Genomic DNA, 16,836 nt, shown 5'->3' with positions numbered 1-16,836 from the left:
CGGCCCCGGCTTGAGTCCGCTTCGCGGACCCGGCCCTGCGGGCCGGATTCTCTATAAGGATGGCCTGCGGCCAAATCCCTTTGACCCCCGCGCCGCCTCCGGTTGGCCTTCAGCCAAAGTCGGCGGCGCCCTGTCACGGATCAATTGGCGGGTGTTCAGCATCCCGCCTGGCGCCGCGCCGCGGGCGCAATGCCTCTGCCCGAGAGTCTCCGGAACAGTACCGAAAGTGCATTCGTGGAGGCACGGCCGCTTTTGCGTGGCGCGCAGCGCCCACGGGGAGGCGGAAAACCGCGCGGCTTCGCCGCGCACGCGCGCAGCGCGCGCGAACGCCCGGAACGGGCGTTGTTTTCCGCCGTGTGGGTTTTGGCGAGCTATCCGGCCTCAGTCGTTGGGAGCACCCGCAACCTGAGTTGTGCCTACAGCTAGTGTACCCGTGGGGTGTGACGGTAACCTGCGGGTTATGGCAAGGTACTCCAGGGGATACCTAAGGGGGCGGTGGAGCCCCTTAGGCGGACTTTTGGTTCCTTTTCGTCCGCCGAAAAGGAACCCGTGGTGCGCGGCGGAACGCGCTCGTGATTCTTGCCGCTTGGAAAGCGGCAATTCCCGTGAAAGCCCCGCCGGGCGCAGCGCGGCAAATCGAAAACCGCCGCCGCAGACGGCACATCTGAAGCGCCCCGAAGGGGCGCGAAAAAACCCTCCGACCCTCGGTCGGAAAACCCAGGGAGAGCCCCAGCCGCCAACGGGCGGCAGCTCCCGCGAAAGCTGCGCCGCTCTCCGAGCGGCGAATCAAGGAAGTGACAGCATGAAAAAGACGGTTCTTGGCGCGTTCTGGCTGGTGGCGGCGCTGGTGGTCGGCGCGCTGATCGCGGCGGCGACCGAGCAGATCCCCTTTTTGTCCTGGCTGGCGTTCGGCAGAAGCATCGGGCTGCCGGTCGAAAACCCGATGGTGCTCGACCTGTCGGTGATCAAGATCGCCTTCGGGTTTGAGATCGGTGTGACGGTCGCGCACATCCTCTGCTTTATCGGCGCGCTCTTCGGCTACAAATACACGGTGAAAAGGATGCATCTTGATGACGGACGGCAAAGACATGATCGGCATGGAAAACACGGCGGGGAAGGGCTTCCCGGAGAATCCGGGCGCTGAAATCGTCCTCGCCTCCCAGTCCCCGCGGCGTCAGGAGCTGCTGGGGTTCCTCTTCCCGCGCTTTACGGTGCGGGTGTCCGAGGCGGATGAGACGCTCCCTGAGGGCATCGCGCCCGACGAGGCGGTCCGGACGCTCGCGCTGCGCAAGGCGCGCGCGGTGGCGCCGGAGGCGCCCGGCGCGCTCGTGATCGGCGCGGACACCGTCGTGGCGATCGACGGGCTCATCCTCGGCAAGCCGCGGGACGCGGCGGACGCGGCGGGGATGCTCCGGCGGCTGTCGGGGCGGACGCACCAGGTCTATACGGGGGTCGCGCTGCTCGGCGGCGGGCGGGAGGAGTGCTTCCACGAGTGCACCGGCGTGACTTTCGCGCCGCTGACCGACGGGGAGATCGCGTGGTACCTTTCGACGGGGGAACCCTTCGACAAGGCGGGCTCCTACGGCATTCAGGGCTACGGCGCGCGGTTCATCGAACGGATCTCGGGGGATTACTTCACCGTGATGGGCCTGCCGCTTCATGGGATCTATACAAGGATTGGCAGGTTTTACAAATCATTCGGCGCAAAATTACCGAATTATTAACAAACTAGCTGTTGTGCAACCCGGCCCCGCAAGGTATAATAGAACCTGTTAAAACGCGCTTTTGCGACACATTTCGATCCATCGTGCGGGTTTTCCGTAACAATACAAGGGGGACGTATCCATATGTTTTCAAAGGACATCGGCATTGACCTGGGCACCGCCAACACCCTCATCTTTATGAAGGGCAAGGGCATCATCATGCGCGAACCGTCGGTTGTGGCGGTCGACACCCGCAACGACACCGTCCGCTATGTCGGGCAGGATGCCAAAGAGGTCATCGGACGCACCCCCGGCAGCATCGTCGCGGTGCGCCCGCTCAAGGACGGGGTCATCGCCGATTTCGACATCACCGCGTCCATGCTCCAGATCTTCATCCGCAAGGTGTGCAACAACTCGGTGCTCGCGCGTCCCCGCATCATCATCTGCATCCCGTCCGGCGTCACCGAGGTCGAGCGCCGCGCGGTGCGCGAGGCGGCCTTCAAGGCGGGCGCCAAGCACGTCTCGATCATCGAGGAGCCGATGGCCGCGGCCATCGGCGCGGGCCTGCCCGTCGCCGAGGCGACCGGCAGCATGGTCGTCGACATCGGCGGCGGCACCAGCGAGGTCGCGGTGATCTCGCTGGGCGGCATCGTCGCATCCCGTTCGGTCCGCGTCGGCGGCGACGAGCTGGACAACTCGATCATCCAGTACATCAAGCGCAAATACAACCTCCTCATCGGCGAGCGCACCGCCGAGGACATCAAGATCAACATCGGTTCGGCCTTCCCGCTCGAGGAGGAGGCCACGATGGACATCAAGGGCCGCGACCTTATGGACGGCCTGCCCAAGAACATCCAGATCACCTCGGAGGAGATCCGCGAGGCGCTGGCAGACCCCCTGTCGATGGTGCTCGACGCGATCCGCACCACGCTGGAGAAGACCCCGCCCGAGCTGTCGGCCGACATCATCGACCACGGCATCACCCTGACGGGCGGCGGCGCGCTGCTGCGCGGGCTCGACCAGCTGATCGAAAAGGAGACGGGCATGCCGGTCCATATCGCGGAGAGCCCGCTCGACTGCGTGGCGATGGGCACCGGGCGCGTGCTCGACGACATCGACAGGCTGCGCGACCTGCTCGCGGACGACGCGAAATCCTACTAAGCGCGGCAGGGAAAGGAATCTGCATTGGGAGACTTCTTCAAAAGCAAGCGGTTCAAGATATTGCTCGTCGTGCTGCTGCTGGCGTTCATGCTGCAGGCGGCATGGACGGGCGGATTCTCCCCGGCCATCTCGCAGGCGGCCGGGGTTGTCGTCACGCCCTTGCAGAAGCTCTCCTCCAGCATTTCCGGCGCGGTGAGCGGCTATTTCCGGCGGTATGTCCGCGCCGACGAGATCGCCGCCGAAAACGAGGCGCTGCGCGCCGAGATCGACGAGCTGCGCCGCCAGGCGGTCAACTACGAGGAGTATAAGCACGAAAACGAGGAGCTGCGCAAGTACCTCGACGTCGAGTTCCGGGAGGAGCACCCCGACTTTGAGGTCGAGCTGGCGTCGGTGGTCGCGCGCGACCCGGACGACCGCTTCTACTCCTTTACGATCGACCGCGGTTCCCTCAGCGGCATCGAGCCGCTCGACCCGGTGGTCACCGCCGACGGGCTGGTCGGCGTGGTGCGCGAGGTGGGGGTCAACTACTCCAAGGTGGTCACCATCCTCGACGTGTGGATCGACGTGGGCGCGCGCGACGTGCGCACCCGCGACATCGGCATCGTCACCGGCTCGGTCGACCTCGCGGCGGACGGGAAGTGCCGCCTCAACTACCTGCCCCGCGAGAGCGGGGCCGCGCCGGGGGACATCGTCGTGACCTCCGGCATCGGGGACAGCCTCTACCCGCAGGGGCTGCTGATCGGCAAGATCACCCGCATCGACAACGCGCCGGGCGACATCTCCCTCTTCGCGGAGATCGAGCCGTTCGCCGACGTCCGCCGCCTGACTGACGTGATGGTCATCAAGTCGTTCGAGGGGCAGGGAGGCGCGGAATGAACAATAAAAAGTGGTTCCGCACGGCCAAATTTGCGACTTATATCGTGGTGATGGTGCTGCTCTACATCCTGCAGACCACCCCCGGTTTTCTGACGGTGTTCGGCGTAAAGCCGAACTTTGTCATTCCTGCGGCCGTTTGCGTCGCCATGCACGAGGGGGAGTTCACCGGGGCGTTCTACGGCGTGCTCGCGGGGGTTCTCTGCGATTTGGGCGGCTTCGCGCTCGCCGGCTTCAACGCGATGATCCTGCTGGCCGCCTGTACGGCCGTGGGGCTGCTGGTCATCTACCTGCTGCGCCCCGGCGTCATCAACTTCGTCCTGCTGCTCTCCGCCGTGTTGCTCGCGCGCGGGCTGCTGGACTTTCTGCTCAACTACGTCATGTGGGGCTACGACCACGTGTGGATGGTGTTCGTCTACGACGTCCTGCCCGGCGTCATCTATACCGTGGCCGTGTCGCCGCTGGTCTATTACCTGTACACCGCGGTCCACGCCTGGTTTGAAGGGCGTATGGAGGCCTGACCCCGCGTCCCAAGGGAGAATCGGATGAAAACAACCGCTAAAAACCGGATGATCATCATGACGGTGGTGCTGATTGTGGTGCTGCTGCTCTATTCGCTGCGCCTCATGCAGCTCCAGGTGGTCGAGGGGGAGTCGCTCGCCGCCCAGATGGAGCGGGTCCGCACGACCGAGCAGGTGATCAAGGCGGCGCGCGGGGAGATCCTCGACCGCAACGGGCGGCCGCTCGCCGTCAACACGATCGGCCGCGACGTGGTGATCAACATGGCCTTCCTGGAGAAGGGGACCACCAACGAGGTGCTCCTGCGGCTGATCCGCATCATGGAGTCGGCGGACGAGGACTGGATCGACAACCTGCCGCTCACGGCGGAGGCGCCCTTCCGCTTCAAGCCGGGGGAGGCCTACGAGACGGAGATCGCCCGGCTCAAAAACGCGCTGGGCGTGGCCCAGTACGCGACGGCGGACGACGTGGTCTACCGCCTCAAGGAGAAATACGGCCTCTTCGAGCACGGGGACAGGGACGACCCCGTCCCCTACGCCGACGAGGAGTTCCGCAAGATCGCGGGGGTGCGCTATGAGATGGACCGGCGCGGGTTCTCAATGTCGGTGCCCTACACCTTCGCGACCGACATCAAGATCGAGACGGTCCCCAAGATCAAGGAGCGCAGCTTTGAGCTGCCGGGGGTGGACGTGGTGGAGAGCACCATCCGCCAGTATGTGAGCGGCACGGTGGCCCCCCACGTCATCGGCCAGACCGGCCCGCTCTACAAGGAGCAGTGGGACGCGGCGGGCAAGGTGCAGAACCCCGACGGTTCTGTGTCCGCCCAGATCGGCGAACGCACCTACAAGATGGACGACGTGATCGGCAAGTCGGGCGCGGAGCTCGCCTTTGAGTCGCAGCTCAAGGGGATCGACGGGACCCGGCGGATCACGATGAACTCGTCGGGCGACGTGATCGACGTGGTGGAGGAGAAGGAGCAGGTGCCGGGAAACACCGTCGTGCTCACCCTCGACTCCCAGCTCCAGAAGGTCGCGCAGGACTCGCTCGCGAGCAACATCCGGCGCCTTCAGGACACCAAGGAGGAGCGCAAGGGCAAGGAGGCGAGCGCGGGCGCGGTCGCCGTGATCCAGTGCAAGACGGGGGAGGCCCTCGCGCTGGCGACCTACCCCTCCTACGACCTGTCCGCCTACCAGCGGGATTACGACCAGATCGCGGCGGGGGAGAACCAGCCCCTCTTCAACCGCGCGCTCGACGCGGCCTACACCCCCGGCTCCTCCTTCAAGCCGGCGGTTGCGCTCGGCGCGCTCGCGTCGGGGACGATCACCCCGCGCACCCTCTACAACTGCACCTACGTCTACAACCGGTTTGCGCCGGAATACACCCCCCACTGCGAATCCGCCCACGGCAACGTCGACGTGGTGAACGCGATCCGCGGCTCCTGCAACATCTTCTTCTACGAGGCGGCCTACTACATGGGCATCGACACGCTCGACGAGTACGCCGCGCGGCTCGGGCTGGGGGTGCCGACCGGCATCGAGCTGCCCGAGAACATCGGGCAGGTGGCCTCGCCGGAGGTCAAGGCCGCCTCCCCCGCCTACGCGGACGACCCCCAGTGGCGTCCGGGCGACGTGATCCAGGCGGGCATCGGCCAGCAGTCGACGCTGCTCTCGCCGCTCCAGCTCGCCAACTACACCGCCACCCTCGGCAACAACGGCAAGCGCATGGAGGTGACGGTGCTCAAATCGGTCAAGTCCTACACCTTCGACGAGACGGTCTATGAGCACGAGCCCAAGGTCGTGGACGAGGTCGACGCGCCCGAGGCGTTCCAGACGGTGCGCGAGGGCATGGTCGCGGCCTCCCGGACGGGCACGGCCTGGGCGACCTTCGCGAACTACCCGATCACCGTCGCCTCCAAGACGGGCACCCCCGAACGGGGCGACGGGCTCTACAACTCGGTGTTCATCGCCTACGCGCCCGCCGAGGACCCCGAGATCGCGGTCGCGGTGGTCGTTGAAAAGGGCTGGGAGGGCTACCAGGTCGCGCCGGTGGCGCGCGATGTCTTCGACGCGTACTTCTTTTCGCGGACCGGCGGGTCCTCGACCAACTACGGGGAGCTGCTCCCCTGACAAAAGGGAGGAATCGGCATGGCACAGGTGATCCTGGTGACCTCGGGGCGCGGCGGCGCGGGCAAATCGACTGTGTGCGCCTACCTGGGGGCGGCGCTGGCCGCATGCGGGAAAAAGGTGCTGCTGATCGAGGGCTCCCACCGTTCCCTCGACGTGCTGCTCGGCGCGCAGGACCGGGTGGTCTTCGACCTCGCCGACGCGCTCGAGCGGCGGTGCGAGCTCGGGGAGGCTATGGTGGACGCCTGCGGCGTCCGGCTGCTCTGCGCGCCGCTCGATTTGCAGCCGATCATCGACGGCGCGGCCTGCCGGGAGCTGCGGGCGGCGCTGGAGGAGCATTTCGACTTCATCCTGATCGAGGTGGACGGCGGCGACCGGGTGCGGCTGACGGCCTTCGCGGCCTGCGCCGACCGGGCGGTGATCGTCTCGGCGGCGGACGCGGTGTCCGCGCGCGCGGGGCGGATGGTGTCCGATTCGCTCGACGCGGCGGGCGTCGAGGATATCCGGCTGTGCGTCAACCTGCTCACGCGCGACTTTGTGAAGCTGCGCCCCATCCCCGACCTCGACTGGCTGATCGACCAGGTCTGCGCGCAGCTCATCGCGGTGCTCCCGTTCGACGAGGGGCTTGTCACCCCGGTGGCTATCGGTCAAAACATCAATTTGTCGAATGTATCCAAAATAATATTTGATAATTTTGCACAAAGGATTTTAGGGAACTATATTGATTTACTGGTCCAATAGGTGGTATAATATATCTTGATGGTTTAGACTGTCAGAAATTGGATATCGCCCGGCCAAACAGACAGAAAGAAGGGCGGCCCGTTTACAGAGAAGAGAGAACGAAACTGACGAGGGGCTTGGAGGAACGCCAATGAACATCGCCTTGATCGCACACGACTCCAAAAAGGAACTGATGGTCCAGTTCTGTATCGCCTACTGCGGCGTCTTCAGCCGCCACAATATCTGCGCGACCGGCACGACCGGAAAGCTCGTCGCCGAGGCGACCGGGCTGGAGGTTTTCCGCTTTCTGGGCGGTTCGCAGGGCGGCGACCAGCAGATCGCGGCGCGCATCGCCTGCAACGAGATCGACCTGCTGCTCTTTTTCCGCGACCCGATCCGCGCGAAGCCCAGCGAGCCCGACGAGGCGGGGCTTCTGCGTTTGTGCGACGTGCACAATATTCCCGTTGCGACCAACATCGCCACCGCCGAGGCGCTCATCCACGCGCTCGAGCGCGGCGACCTCGACTGGCGCAATATCGTCAATCCCCCCAAGCGGTAGAACCGCCATACCGTTACAGGCGCTGATGCGGGAGGAGTAACCGCGGATGGACGGACAGCGAGGGCGCGGCCGGTGAGAGGCGCCCACGTCGGAAATCCGCGGCGAAGACGCCCGAGGAGCCCGCCGCAAGGCGCGTATTCCCCTGCGTTAAAGGGGCTTGAGCGGGGCGCTTTCGCGCCCAACAAGGGTGGCACCGCGCGGTATGACCTCGTCCCTTTGTACGGCATCGCCGTGCAGCCGGGACGGGGTCTTTGATTTTTTACGGGCGGAGGCATCGCGATGAAGGAAAAACGAAAACAGGCGCTGCGGAGGGCGCTCAGGCAGGGACTCGGCGTGGGCGCGGGCATCATGCTCGGCGGCGCGCTGATCCCCCGGCTGGCGATGCCGGAGCGTTACAACGACACCTGGCCGCCGCTGGCGCTGCACTGCGCGCTCTATTTTCTGGCGGCGGGGCTCGTCGCCTTCGCGGTCTCCTGCCTGGCGGCCTTCCTGGAGGAGCGGAAACGCCGCCGCGGGTGACGCGGGGCGCGGATTTTGCTTGACAGGCCGCGCCGGGGCGTATTATGATGTTACGGAGGTTTTGACGGATTCGGCCGCCCGGACACGGGCAATGATCTGATAAAAGGACGTCTATCTGAGGAGGAAACGCAATGGCATATCTGACGAACGCGCCGCGCGGCACACAGGACGTGCTGCCGCCCGCGAGCGGCAAGTGGCAGTATCTCGAGGAGACGGCGCGGGATGTCGCGGCGCTGTGGGGCTTCGGGGAGATCCGCATCCCCACCTTCGAGCACACCGAGCTGTTCAGCCGCTCGGTGGGGGACACCACCGACGTGGTGCAGAAGGAGATGTACACCTTCAACGACAAGGCGGGCCGCTCGATCACCCTGCGTCCCGAGGGGACCGCGGGGGTCATGCGGGCGATCCTGCAAAACGGGATGCTCGGCGGCGCGCTGCCGCTCAAGCTCTGCTACCTGGTGAACTGCTTCCGGTACGAGAAGCCGCAGGCGGGCCGCCTGCGGGAGTTCCACCAGTTCGGCGTCGAGATGGCGGGCGCGGCCTCCCATGTGGCGGACGCGCAGGTAATCGGCGTGGCCAAGGCGGTCTTCGACGCGCTCGGCGTCACCGGCCTGCGGCTGGAACTGAACTCGATCGGCTGCCCGGAGTGCCGCGCCAGATACCACGAGGCGCTCAAAGCCTACTTCGCCTCCCACCTCGGGGAGCTGTGCGAGACCTGCCGCGACCGGCTCGAGCGCAACCCGATGCGCATCCTCGACTGCAAGAGCCCCGTCTGCTCGGCGATCGCGAAGGACGCGCCAAAGGTGCTCGACTATATCTGCGGCGACTGCCGCGCCCACTTCGAGGGCCTCAAAAAGGATCTCGACGCGATGGGCGTCGCATATACCGTCAACCCGACGATCGTGCGCGGGCTCGACTACTACACCCGCACCGTCTTCGAGTTCGTGGCGACCGGCATCGGCGCGCAGGGCACCGTCTGCGGCGGCGGGCGGTACGACGGGCTGATCGAGCTGCTGGGCGGCGCGCCCACCCCGTCGGTCGGCTTTGCGATGGGGCTCGAGCGGCTGCTGCTCGTCATGGAGCAGCAGGGCTGCGCGTTCCCGCCCGAGCGGAGCTGCACGATCTACATCGGCAGCATGGGGGAGGCGGCCTCCCTCAAGGCGGTGGAGCTCGCCGCCGGCCTGCGCGCCGAGGGGTTCTGGGCCGAGTGCGATTCCGTGGGGCGCAGCGTCAAGGCGCAGATGAAATACGCGGACAAGCTCGGCGCGAAATACAGCTGCATCATCGGGGACAACGAGCTTGCGGAGGGCAGGGCCCGCGTCAAGCGGATGGACACCGGCGAGGCGGCCGAGGTGCCGCTCAACGCGGAGGGCTTTCTCAAATACGTCTACCACAACATGCTCGACGCGGTGATCGACGCCGCGCCGGACAGCATGCCGGAATAATGAGGAACGAGGGATCAATGATGGATACCATGCAGGGACTGAAACGCACCAAATACTGCGGAGAATTTACCGCGGAGGACATCGGGAAGGAAGCGGTCGCCTGCGGCTGGGTGCAGCGCGCGCGCGACAAGGGGATGCTCGTCTTCATCGACCTGCGGGACCGCACGGGAATCGTGCAGCTCGCCTTCGACGACCGGACCGACGCCGAGCTGCGCGCCAGGGCGCAGACGGTGCGGTCGGAATTCGTGCTGATGGCGAAGGGCGAGGTCCGCCGCCGCGAGTCGGTCAACCCCGACCTGCCCACCGGCGAGGTCGAGCTCTATGTCAGCGACCTGCGCATCCTCGCGAAGGCGCAGACCCCGCCCTTTGAGATCACCGACAAGACCAACGTCAAGGAGGAGCTGCGGCTCAAATACCGCTACCTCGACCTGCGCCGCAGCGAGATGCAGCACGCCATTCTGATGCGCCATAAGATCGTCAAGGCGGCGCACGACTACTACGACAGAAACGGCTTCCTCGAGATCGAGACGCCCTCCCTCATCAAGTCCACCCCCGAGGGCGCGCGCGACTACCTCGTGCCCAGCCGGGTGCACCCGGGGTGCTTCTACGCGCTGCCCCAGTCCCCCCAGCAGTATAAGCAGCTGCTCATGCTGTCGGGCTACGACCGCTACATGCAGATCGCGCGCTGCTTCCGCGACGAGGACCTGCGCGCCGACCGCCAGCCCGAGTTCACCCAGATCGACCTGGAGATGTCCTTCGTCGACGAGGAGGACGTCATGACGGTCAACGAGGGGTTCATGGCGCACGTCTTCAAGGAGGTGCTCGGCGTCGAGATCCCCACCCCCTTCCTGCGCATGCCCTACGACGAGGCGATGGAGCGGTTCGGCTCGGACAAGCCGGACACCCGCTTCGGCATGGAGCTCCGCGACCTCTCCGACCTGCTCGGCGGCTGCGAATTCAAGGTGTTCAAAGGAGCGCTCGAGGCGGGCGGCAGCGTGCGCGCCCTCAACGTCAAGGGCGCGGCCGACCACCTCTCCCGCAAGGAGATCGACAAGTTCGTCGACTTTGTGAAGGCCTACCGCGCCAAGGGCCTGGCCTACACCCGCCTGACCGCCGACGCGGAGACCTCCTCCTATGAGAAGTTCCTCACCGATGCCGAAAAAGAGGCGATCCGCGGCCGGCTCGGCGCGGAGAAGGGGGACGTGCTGCTCATCGTGGCGGACGGCAATAACCAGACGGTGTTCGACAGCCTCGGCGCGCTGCGCGTCGAGCTGGCAAACCGCCTCGGCCTCATCCCCGAGGGGAAATTCAACTTCCTGTGGGTGACCGACTTCCCGCTCTTCGAGTACAGCGAGGAGGAGGGCCGCTATGTGGCCAAGCACCACCCGTTCACCCATCCGGCGTTCGAGGACCTCGACAAGCTCGAGAGCGACCCGGGCGCCTGCCACGCGCGCGCCTACGACATGGTGCTCAACGGCTGCGAGGTGGGCGGCGGCTCGATCCGGATCAACACCCCCGAATTGCAGGAGCGGATGTTCGAGGCGCTCGGCTTCTCGGAGGAGAGCGCCCGCGCCAAATTCGGCTACCTGATCGACGCCTTTAAATACGGCGCGCCGCCCCACGGCGGCATGGCCTACGGCCTTGACCGGCTGGTGATGCTGATGCTCGGGAAATCCTCCATCCGCGACGTGATGGCCTTCCCGAAGGTGCAGAACGCGAGCGAGCTGATGACCCAGTGCCCCGCCGAGGTGGACGAGAAGAGCCTGCGGGAGCTGTCGATCGCGGTGACCGCGCGCGAAGAGGCGGAATAAAGCCGCGGGGGACGGAGAAATCCGTCCCCTTTTTTCGTTGCGTATGGTATAATAGCCACAGAGCGGCTATGATCCATTTTATGGCCGGGGCGGTCCGCTCGCTGCGGCTCGCTCCCGCCCCAGCGGCCAATTATCCCACCGCGCGCCGGCGGGCGCGCGGACGGAGGATCCCGCGCGCGAATGACGCGCGCCGCCTGTGGCCGCCGCATGAAGGGCCGCCGGGTCCGCCCGGGGTTTGGCGCGGCCGGTATCGGGAAATTTTCTGGAGGGGGTGGCCTTATGCGGATCAAATGTGGTTCCTGCGGAAAGGTCTACGATTACGACAAGGATGAGCTCTGCCCCAAATGCGGGGCGCATAACCAGCTTCCCCGCGCGGAGGGCGCAGCGGCCGCGCCGAGCGCCGAGACGGCGGAGCCGCAGCCCCGGCGGGGCTGGCAGACCTACCGCCAGCCGAAGAGGGCCCCCGGCACGCCGCCGCCCGGATGGACGACCTACACGGCGCCCACCACCCGGCAGGAAAAGCGGTCCAACCGCTGGAAGGTTGCGGCGGGCATTTTCCTGTTCGTGCTCATCATGGTGGGGGGCGGTTTGGTCGGCGGCCTTTCGGCCTACCACGCGGCCCGGGAACGGCAGGAGCGCGGTGCGGCGGCCGCCTCGGCCGCGGCCTCGCTCGCGGCGCGCGCGGAGCGGGAGGCGATGGCCGCCTCGCTTGAAGCGCCGGACGAGTGGGAAGACTGGGAGGTGTGGGACGACTGGGACGACGGGCAAGCGCCATCCGAACCGGCGGCGGACGGCTTTTTTGAGGACGGAGCGGACGGCTCCGTCCCCGCGGAGCCCTTTGGCGGGGAGGACGGCGCGCCGGCCCCCGGCGAGGGGGACGCGGCCGGCTCGGAGCCTTTCGCCGCGCCCGCGCCGGACCTCTCGGCGCTCGCGAGCTTTACCTACGGGACGGAGGTCGGCGCGTCCAAGGGCGTGACGCTGACGGTCAATTCCGCGGGCCCGGCCGGCTCCGCCGGGCTGGAAAGCCTGCTGCTGCCGGGCGAGAAGGCGATCTTTATCGATTTTACCGCCGAGGTCACCGACGCGGACGCCTTCGGGCGGGAGTTCTTCCAGCCGCCCTTCGTGCGGGTGGGGCAGGACGGCGGGCGTTCGCTGTGGCCCTACAGCGCGGACCTGCCGGCCCCCTTCACGCCGCTCGATGTGGACGGGATGCGCTACACCGACCGGACGGTGACTACGGGGCAGCTCTTTTTCGCGGTACCGGAGGACTGCCACACCTTCATGCTGCACTACGGCGACCCGGATGAAAGTTATTACATACAGAGAATAAACGTATAAAATATACCGATTGGAGTAAGTGATGAAGCAAAACAGACCATTCGCCCGGGCGGCGGTCACGCGCAAGGCGCAGAAATTGATTGAGGAAGGCCACCCGTGGGTCTACGACACCGAGATCACCGGGATCGAGGGCGGCTGTGAAAACGGCGGCCTGGTCGACGTGGTAAGCGATAAGGGCGCCTACCTGGGCACCGGCTTTATCAGTGAGCGGTCGAAGATCCGCGTGCGCATCCTCTCCCGCAACGCCAACGACCGGTTCGACGAGGCGTTCTGGGAGCGGCGGCTGCGCTGGGCGTGGGACTACCGCAAAACGGTGATGGGGGAGGACGCCTCCTGCTGCCGGGTGATCTTCGGGGAAGCGGACCAGTTCCCCGGGCTCACGGTCGACCGCTTCGGGGAGGTGCTCGTGACGCAGACGCTCTCGGCGGGCATCGAGCGGATTAAGCCCCTGCTCTTCCCGCTGCTCAAAAAGGTGCTCGGGCGGGACGGACAGGCCGTCCGCGGCGTCTACGAGCGCAACGACGCCGCCATCCGCGAGCTGGAGGGCCTTCCGCAGGGCAAGGGCTGGTTCGGCGGCGACGGCGGCCCGACCCGCACCGAGATCACCGAAAACGGCATCGTCTACGGCGTGGACTTTGAAAACGGCCAGAAGACGGGCTTTTTCCTCGACCAGAAATACAACCGCCGGGCGGTGGCGAAGCTCGCGCGCGGCCGCCGGGTGCTCGACTGCTTCACCCACACCGGCTCCTTCGCCCTCAACGCGGCGGCGGGCGGCGCGGCGCATGTGTGCGCGGTGGACGTCTCGGCGGACGCGGTGGCGCTCGCGGCGGAAAACGCCCGGCGCAACGGGCTGGATGGGGTCGTCGAGACGAAGGCGGCAAACGTCTTCGACCTGCTGCCCGCGCTGGAGGGCGGCGCGGAGAAATATGACTTCATCATCCTCGACCCGCCCGCCTTCACCAAGAGCCGCAAAACGGTGGACCGCGCGGAGCGCGGGTATAAGGAGATCAACCTGCGCGCGATGAAGCTGCTGCCGCGCGGGGGCTACCTCGCGACCTGCTCCTGCTCCCATTTCATGACCGACGGCCGCTTCCGGCGGATGCTGGCCTCCGCCGCGCGCGACGCGGGGGTGCAGCTGCGGCAGATCGAGGCGCGCCAGCAGTCGCCCGACCACCCCGTCCTCTGGAACGTTCCGGAGACCGACTATCTGAAGTTTTACCTCTTCCAGATCATCTGACGGCGCGTCCGCGCCAAAACGCTCTGCCCCCGGCGCGCCGGGGAAGTTAGGAGGAACTATGAAAAAGCTTTACCGTTCGGAAACCAACAGCATGCTCGCCGGGGTGTGCGGCGGGCTGGGGGATTATTTCGGCGTCGACGCGACGCTCATCCGCCTGGGATGGGTGCTGATCTCGCTGATGGGCCCCGGGCTCATCGCCTACATCATCGCCGCGATCATCGTCCCCAAAGAGAGCGAAGTGATTTGAGCGCCTCCCGTCCCCGGGAAAATGTGATTTGCATCCGGAGGATACGGGAGAACCAAAGAGAAAACAGGCGAAAAACAGAGCGTGTCATTTGTAAATTAAAAAACCTGCAAAAAAGTGTTGACAGGGCGCGGGGCGCGGGTTATAATACAAATTGTCGCGAAATGCAAACCGGATTTAGAAGAAGAATATTGGAGGAAAAGGTATGTCTACAACTATGCCGAAGGTAGCAGAAATTACCCGCAAGTGGTATATCCTTGATGCTGCCGACAAGCCGCTGGGGCGCACCGCTGCTGTTGCGGCGTCGATCCTTCGCGGGAAACATAAACCCATCTTCGCGCCCAACTGCGACTGCGGTGATCATGTGATCATCATCAACGCGGAGAAGGCCGTCCTGACCGGCAAGAAGCTCGATCAGAAGATGTATCGCCGTCACAGCGGCTGGATCGGCGGCCTCAAGGAGGTCCAGTACAGCAAGCTGATGAAGGAGCGCCCCGAGCTGGCGATGATGCTCGCCGTCAAGGGCATGGTCCCCGACACGGTCATTGGCCGTAAAGCGCTCACCAGATGCCGCGTGTTCCGTGGCGCGGAGCATACGCATGCCGCGCAGAAGCCGCAGGCGTGGACACTGTAAGGAAGGGGAATTAACGATTATGTACGAAGGCAGACCTTATTTTTACGGTACCGGCAGAAGGAAACAGTCCGTTTCCCGCGTCAGGCTCTACCCCGGCACCGGCTCGATCACCATCAACGGCCGTGACATCGACGACTATTTCGGCCTTGAGACCCTCAAGCTGATTGTCCGTCAGCCGCTCAACCTTACAGACACCCTCGGCAAGTTCGACGTTGTGTGCACGGTTGCGGGCGGCGGCGTTTCCGGCCAGGCCGGCGCCATCCGCCACGGCATCTCCCGCGCGCTGCTCCAGAACGGCGAAGAGATGCGCCCGATCCTCAAGAAGGCCGGGTTCCTCACCCGCGACCCTCGTATGAAGGAGCGCAAAAAGTACGGCCTCAAAGCGGCCCGCCGCGCGCCCCAGTTCTCCAAGCGATGATCATTTTCCGGCTTTTTCAAACCGCATGGAGCCACGCTCCATGCGGTTTTTCGTTTTTTCGGAACGATTCCCGGGGACAGGCTTCTGCTGAAATTAATATGAAATTTTTGTGAATTTTACCCGTCAGCTGCGTTTTGGATTGGGGCAATTTTGTCCCAATTCGTCGAAAAAATGAGGAAAAAAACTGACAAAATGGATTTTTGACGAGGAAGTTGTACAAGATGGATTTGACAAAACTATGCAATCTGAATATAATTGCAACTACTCCGGTATACTAAGCAAAGGGTAAATTTACCAGATTATTTTTTGACAGCGGAGTGCACCCAATGCGTACCGGCCGATGGAAATTCCCCCGGCCGGCGAGCAAGAAGGAGTAGGTATGAAAAAACTTTGGAGCGAAGTCCGCGCGCTGGGCAGGTTCCTGCGCAGCCGGATCTTTGCAGTAAGTATGCTTTCTCTCGTGCTGGCGTTCGTGGTCTACCAGATCACGACCACGACCAACACCGTCTACGTCATCGGCGAGGACGGCCGCACGGTGAGCCATACGATGGAAAACCGCCCCGACCGGATCCTGCAAAGCGTCGGCCTGGGCGCCCTGGCGGCCGGCGATCCGGGGCTGGGGGAGATCTCGGGACACTACGTCCAGGTGGACACGACGAAATCCTTCCGCGTCACCCTCACCGCGGACGGCGAGACGCAGGAATACGAGGTGGACAGCGGAACAACCGTCAGCGAGCTGCTCCACGACAACGGCATCGAATACGACGGCAACGACCTGCTGGACCCGCCCGCCGAAAAATCGCTCGAGGATGGGGACGAGGTCGTCCTCCAGCGGGTGGAATATGAAAAATACACCGTCGACGAGGCGATCCCCTATGAGACGGTGCGCAAGAATTCCCCGCTTCTGCGGGTGGGGAACAGCCGGACGATCCAGCCCGGCGCGGACGGCATCAAGACGCTGACCTACGTCCAGAGGACGGTCGACGGGGAGAAAGAGGACGTGCAGCTGCTCGGCGAGAAGGTCACCCTCGCGCCGGTCACCGAGACGATCCTCATCGGGTCGCTGACCCCCGTTTCCCCGCTTGATTTTGACCTCAACGTGGACGAGGAGGGCCGCCCGGTGGAGTACGCCCGGCTGCTGACCAACCAGGTCGCGACCGGCTACAGCGCGCGGCAGGGCGCCAAGACCGCCAGCGGGCGGTACGCGGTGCCGGGGCATGTCGCCGTCGACCCGCGTGAGATTCCCTACGGGTCCCGGCTGTATATTGTCTCGCACGACAACAATTTCATATACGGCTGCGCGATCGCCGCCGACACCGGCACCGGCCTGCTGGCCGACATCGTCGACGTCGACCTCTTCTACGACACCTACGCGGAGAGCGCCCTCAACGGCCGCAAGATCGTGGATATCTACGTGCTCGATTAAAACAGGCGGCCGCACCCGTCCGGGGGGGGGCGCCCCCCGAAAAATTTTTAAAAAAAATATTAAAAACCAGACAAAAAAAGAATTAAAATAAAGCGGAATAAAAAAA

The 16,836-nt window shown here is 64.8% G+C and carries 17 protein-coding genes; all 17 read left to right on the top strand.

Features of this window, described 5'->3' with window-relative positions; all coding sequences use genetic code 11:
* Positions 1-802: 802 nt before the first annotated feature.
* Positions 803-1,144: a DUF4321 domain-containing protein gene (locus RCI06_RS12605; protein WP_276872696.1), complete on the top strand. Its 342-nt coding sequence runs from the start codon at positions 803-805 to the stop codon at positions 1,142-1,144.
* Positions 1,071-1,724: a nucleoside triphosphate pyrophosphatase gene (locus tag RCI06_RS12600; RefSeq protein ID WP_306576263.1), complete on the top strand. Its 654-nt coding sequence runs from the start codon at positions 1,071-1,073 to the stop codon at positions 1,722-1,724. The genes RCI06_RS12605 and RCI06_RS12600 overlap by 74 nt, the downstream gene beginning before the upstream one ends.
* 123 nt (positions 1,725-1,847) lie before the next feature.
* Positions 1,848-2,864: a rod shape-determining protein gene (locus RCI06_RS12595; RefSeq protein WP_101548617.1), complete on the top strand. Its 1,017-nt coding sequence runs from the start codon at positions 1,848-1,850 to the stop codon at positions 2,862-2,864.
* A gap of 24 nt (positions 2,865-2,888) precedes the next feature.
* Positions 2,889-3,740: a rod shape-determining protein MreC gene (gene mreC / locus RCI06_RS12590; protein ID WP_306576262.1), complete on the top strand. Its 852-nt coding sequence runs from the start codon at positions 2,889-2,891 to the stop codon at positions 3,738-3,740.
* Entirely contained in the window at positions 3,737-4,258 is a 522-nt protein-coding gene (locus tag RCI06_RS12585) for a hypothetical protein (RefSeq protein ID WP_306576261.1), read from the top strand. Before mreC ends, RCI06_RS12585 begins: the two co-directional genes overlap by 4 nt.
* Positions 4,259-4,282: 24 nt before the next feature.
* On the top strand, positions 4,283-6,382 hold the full coding sequence (locus RCI06_RS12580) for a penicillin-binding transpeptidase domain-containing protein (RefSeq protein ID WP_306576260.1): 2,100 nt from the start codon (positions 4,283-4,285) through the stop codon (positions 6,380-6,382).
* An 18-nt stretch (positions 6,383-6,400) separates the two neighbouring features.
* A complete protein-coding gene (locus RCI06_RS12575; RefSeq protein WP_256153046.1) occupies positions 6,401-7,120 on the top strand; it encodes an AAA family ATPase in 720 nt (239 codons plus the stop codon).
* Positions 7,121-7,250: 130 nt separating this feature from the next.
* A complete protein-coding gene (gene mgsA, locus RCI06_RS12570; protein WP_101548628.1) occupies positions 7,251-7,658 on the top strand; it encodes a methylglyoxal synthase in 408 nt (135 codons plus the stop codon).
* A 279-nt stretch (positions 7,659-7,937) separates the two neighbouring features.
* Entirely contained in the window at positions 7,938-8,177 is a 240-nt protein-coding gene (locus tag RCI06_RS12565; protein ID WP_306576259.1) for a hypothetical protein, read from the top strand.
* Between the two features lie 131 nt (positions 8,178-8,308).
* Positions 8,309-9,622 carry a histidine--tRNA ligase gene (hisS, locus tag RCI06_RS12560; RefSeq protein ID WP_306576258.1) on the top strand — a complete coding sequence of 438 codons (1,314 nt, stop codon included), beginning with the start codon at positions 8,309-8,311 and terminating at the stop codon, positions 9,620-9,622.
* Between the two features lie 17 nt (positions 9,623-9,639).
* On the top strand, positions 9,640-11,433 hold the full coding sequence (gene aspS / locus RCI06_RS12555; protein ID WP_306576257.1) for an aspartate--tRNA ligase: 1,794 nt from the start codon (positions 9,640-9,642) through the stop codon (positions 11,431-11,433).
* Between the two features lie 279 nt (positions 11,434-11,712).
* Positions 11,713-12,771, top strand: a complete 1,059-nt coding sequence (locus RCI06_RS12550) for a hypothetical protein (protein ID WP_306576256.1) — start codon at positions 11,713-11,715, stop codon at positions 12,769-12,771.
* A gap of 22 nt (positions 12,772-12,793) precedes the next feature.
* Positions 12,794-14,008 (top strand): class I SAM-dependent rRNA methyltransferase, encoded by a 1,215-nt coding sequence (locus RCI06_RS12545; protein WP_306576255.1) that lies wholly within the window; start codon positions 12,794-12,796, stop codon positions 14,006-14,008.
* A 58-nt stretch (positions 14,009-14,066) separates the two neighbouring features.
* Positions 14,067-14,255 carry a PspC domain-containing protein gene (locus RCI06_RS12540; protein WP_101548640.1) on the top strand — a complete coding sequence of 63 codons (189 nt, stop codon included), beginning with the start codon at positions 14,067-14,069 and terminating at the stop codon, positions 14,253-14,255.
* Positions 14,256-14,457: 202 nt separating this feature from the next.
* On the top strand, positions 14,458-14,886 hold the full coding sequence (rplM, locus tag RCI06_RS12535; RefSeq protein ID WP_101548642.1) for a 50S ribosomal protein L13: 429 nt from the start codon (positions 14,458-14,460) through the stop codon (positions 14,884-14,886).
* A 19-nt stretch (positions 14,887-14,905) separates the two neighbouring features.
* Positions 14,906-15,304, top strand: a complete 399-nt coding sequence (gene rpsI, locus RCI06_RS12530; RefSeq protein ID WP_101548644.1) for a 30S ribosomal protein S9 — start codon at positions 14,906-14,908, stop codon at positions 15,302-15,304.
* 379 nt (positions 15,305-15,683) lie between these two features.
* Positions 15,684-16,730, top strand: coding sequence for a G5 domain-containing protein (locus RCI06_RS12525; protein WP_277138703.1), 1,047 nt, complete (start codon positions 15,684-15,686; stop codon positions 16,728-16,730).
* The last annotated feature ends 106 nt before the right edge of the window (positions 16,731-16,836 follow it).

It is taken from the genome of Anaerotruncus massiliensis (ex Togo et al. 2026) (assembly GCF_030825285.1).
In the GTDB taxonomy this organism is placed as follows: Bacteria; Bacillota; Clostridia; order Oscillospirales; family Ruminococcaceae; genus Anaerotruncus; species Anaerotruncus massiliensis.
This window is presented reverse-complemented; position numbering and strand designations above follow the sequence as displayed.

Bases quoted from the DNA above. Each gene is read 5' to 3' on its own strand.
- aspS (WP_306576257.1), top strand. From the start codon at position 9,640: ATGATGGATACCATGCAGGGACTGAAACGCACCAAATACTGCGGAGAA.
- RCI06_RS12575 (WP_256153046.1), top strand. From the start codon at position 6,401: ATGGCACAGGTGATCCTGGTGACCTCGGGGCGCGGCGGCGCGGGCAAA.
- rplM (WP_101548642.1), top strand. From the start codon at position 14,458: ATGTCTACAACTATGCCGAAGGTAGCAGAAATTACCCGCAAGTGGTAT.
- rpsI (WP_101548644.1), top strand. From the start codon at position 14,906: ATGTACGAAGGCAGACCTTATTTTTACGGTACCGGCAGAAGGAAACAG.
- RCI06_RS12565 (WP_306576259.1), top strand. From the start codon at position 7,938: ATGAAGGAAAAACGAAAACAGGCGCTGCGGAGGGCGCTCAGGCAGGGA.
- RCI06_RS12545 (WP_306576255.1), top strand. From the start codon at position 12,794: ATGAAGCAAAACAGACCATTCGCCCGGGCGGCGGTCACGCGCAAGGCG.
- RCI06_RS12605 (WP_276872696.1), top strand. From the start codon at position 803: ATGAAAAAGACGGTTCTTGGCGCGTTCTGGCTGGTGGCGGCGCTGGTG.
- RCI06_RS12585 (WP_306576261.1), top strand. From the start codon at position 3,737: ATGAACAATAAAAAGTGGTTCCGCACGGCCAAATTTGCGACTTATATC.
- RCI06_RS12525 (WP_277138703.1), top strand. From the start codon at position 15,684: ATGAAAAAACTTTGGAGCGAAGTCCGCGCGCTGGGCAGGTTCCTGCGC.
- mgsA (WP_101548628.1), top strand. From the start codon at position 7,251: ATGAACATCGCCTTGATCGCACACGACTCCAAAAAGGAACTGATGGTC.
- RCI06_RS12595 (WP_101548617.1), top strand. From the start codon at position 1,848: ATGTTTTCAAAGGACATCGGCATTGACCTGGGCACCGCCAACACCCTC.
- hisS (WP_306576258.1), top strand. From the start codon at position 8,309: ATGGCATATCTGACGAACGCGCCGCGCGGCACACAGGACGTGCTGCCG.
- RCI06_RS12580 (WP_306576260.1), top strand. From the start codon at position 4,283: ATGAAAACAACCGCTAAAAACCGGATGATCATCATGACGGTGGTGCTG.
- RCI06_RS12600 (WP_306576263.1), top strand. From the start codon at position 1,071: ATGACGGACGGCAAAGACATGATCGGCATGGAAAACACGGCGGGGAAG.
- RCI06_RS12550 (WP_306576256.1), top strand. From the start codon at position 11,713: ATGCGGATCAAATGTGGTTCCTGCGGAAAGGTCTACGATTACGACAAG.
- RCI06_RS12540 (WP_101548640.1), top strand. From the start codon at position 14,067: ATGAAAAAGCTTTACCGTTCGGAAACCAACAGCATGCTCGCCGGGGTG.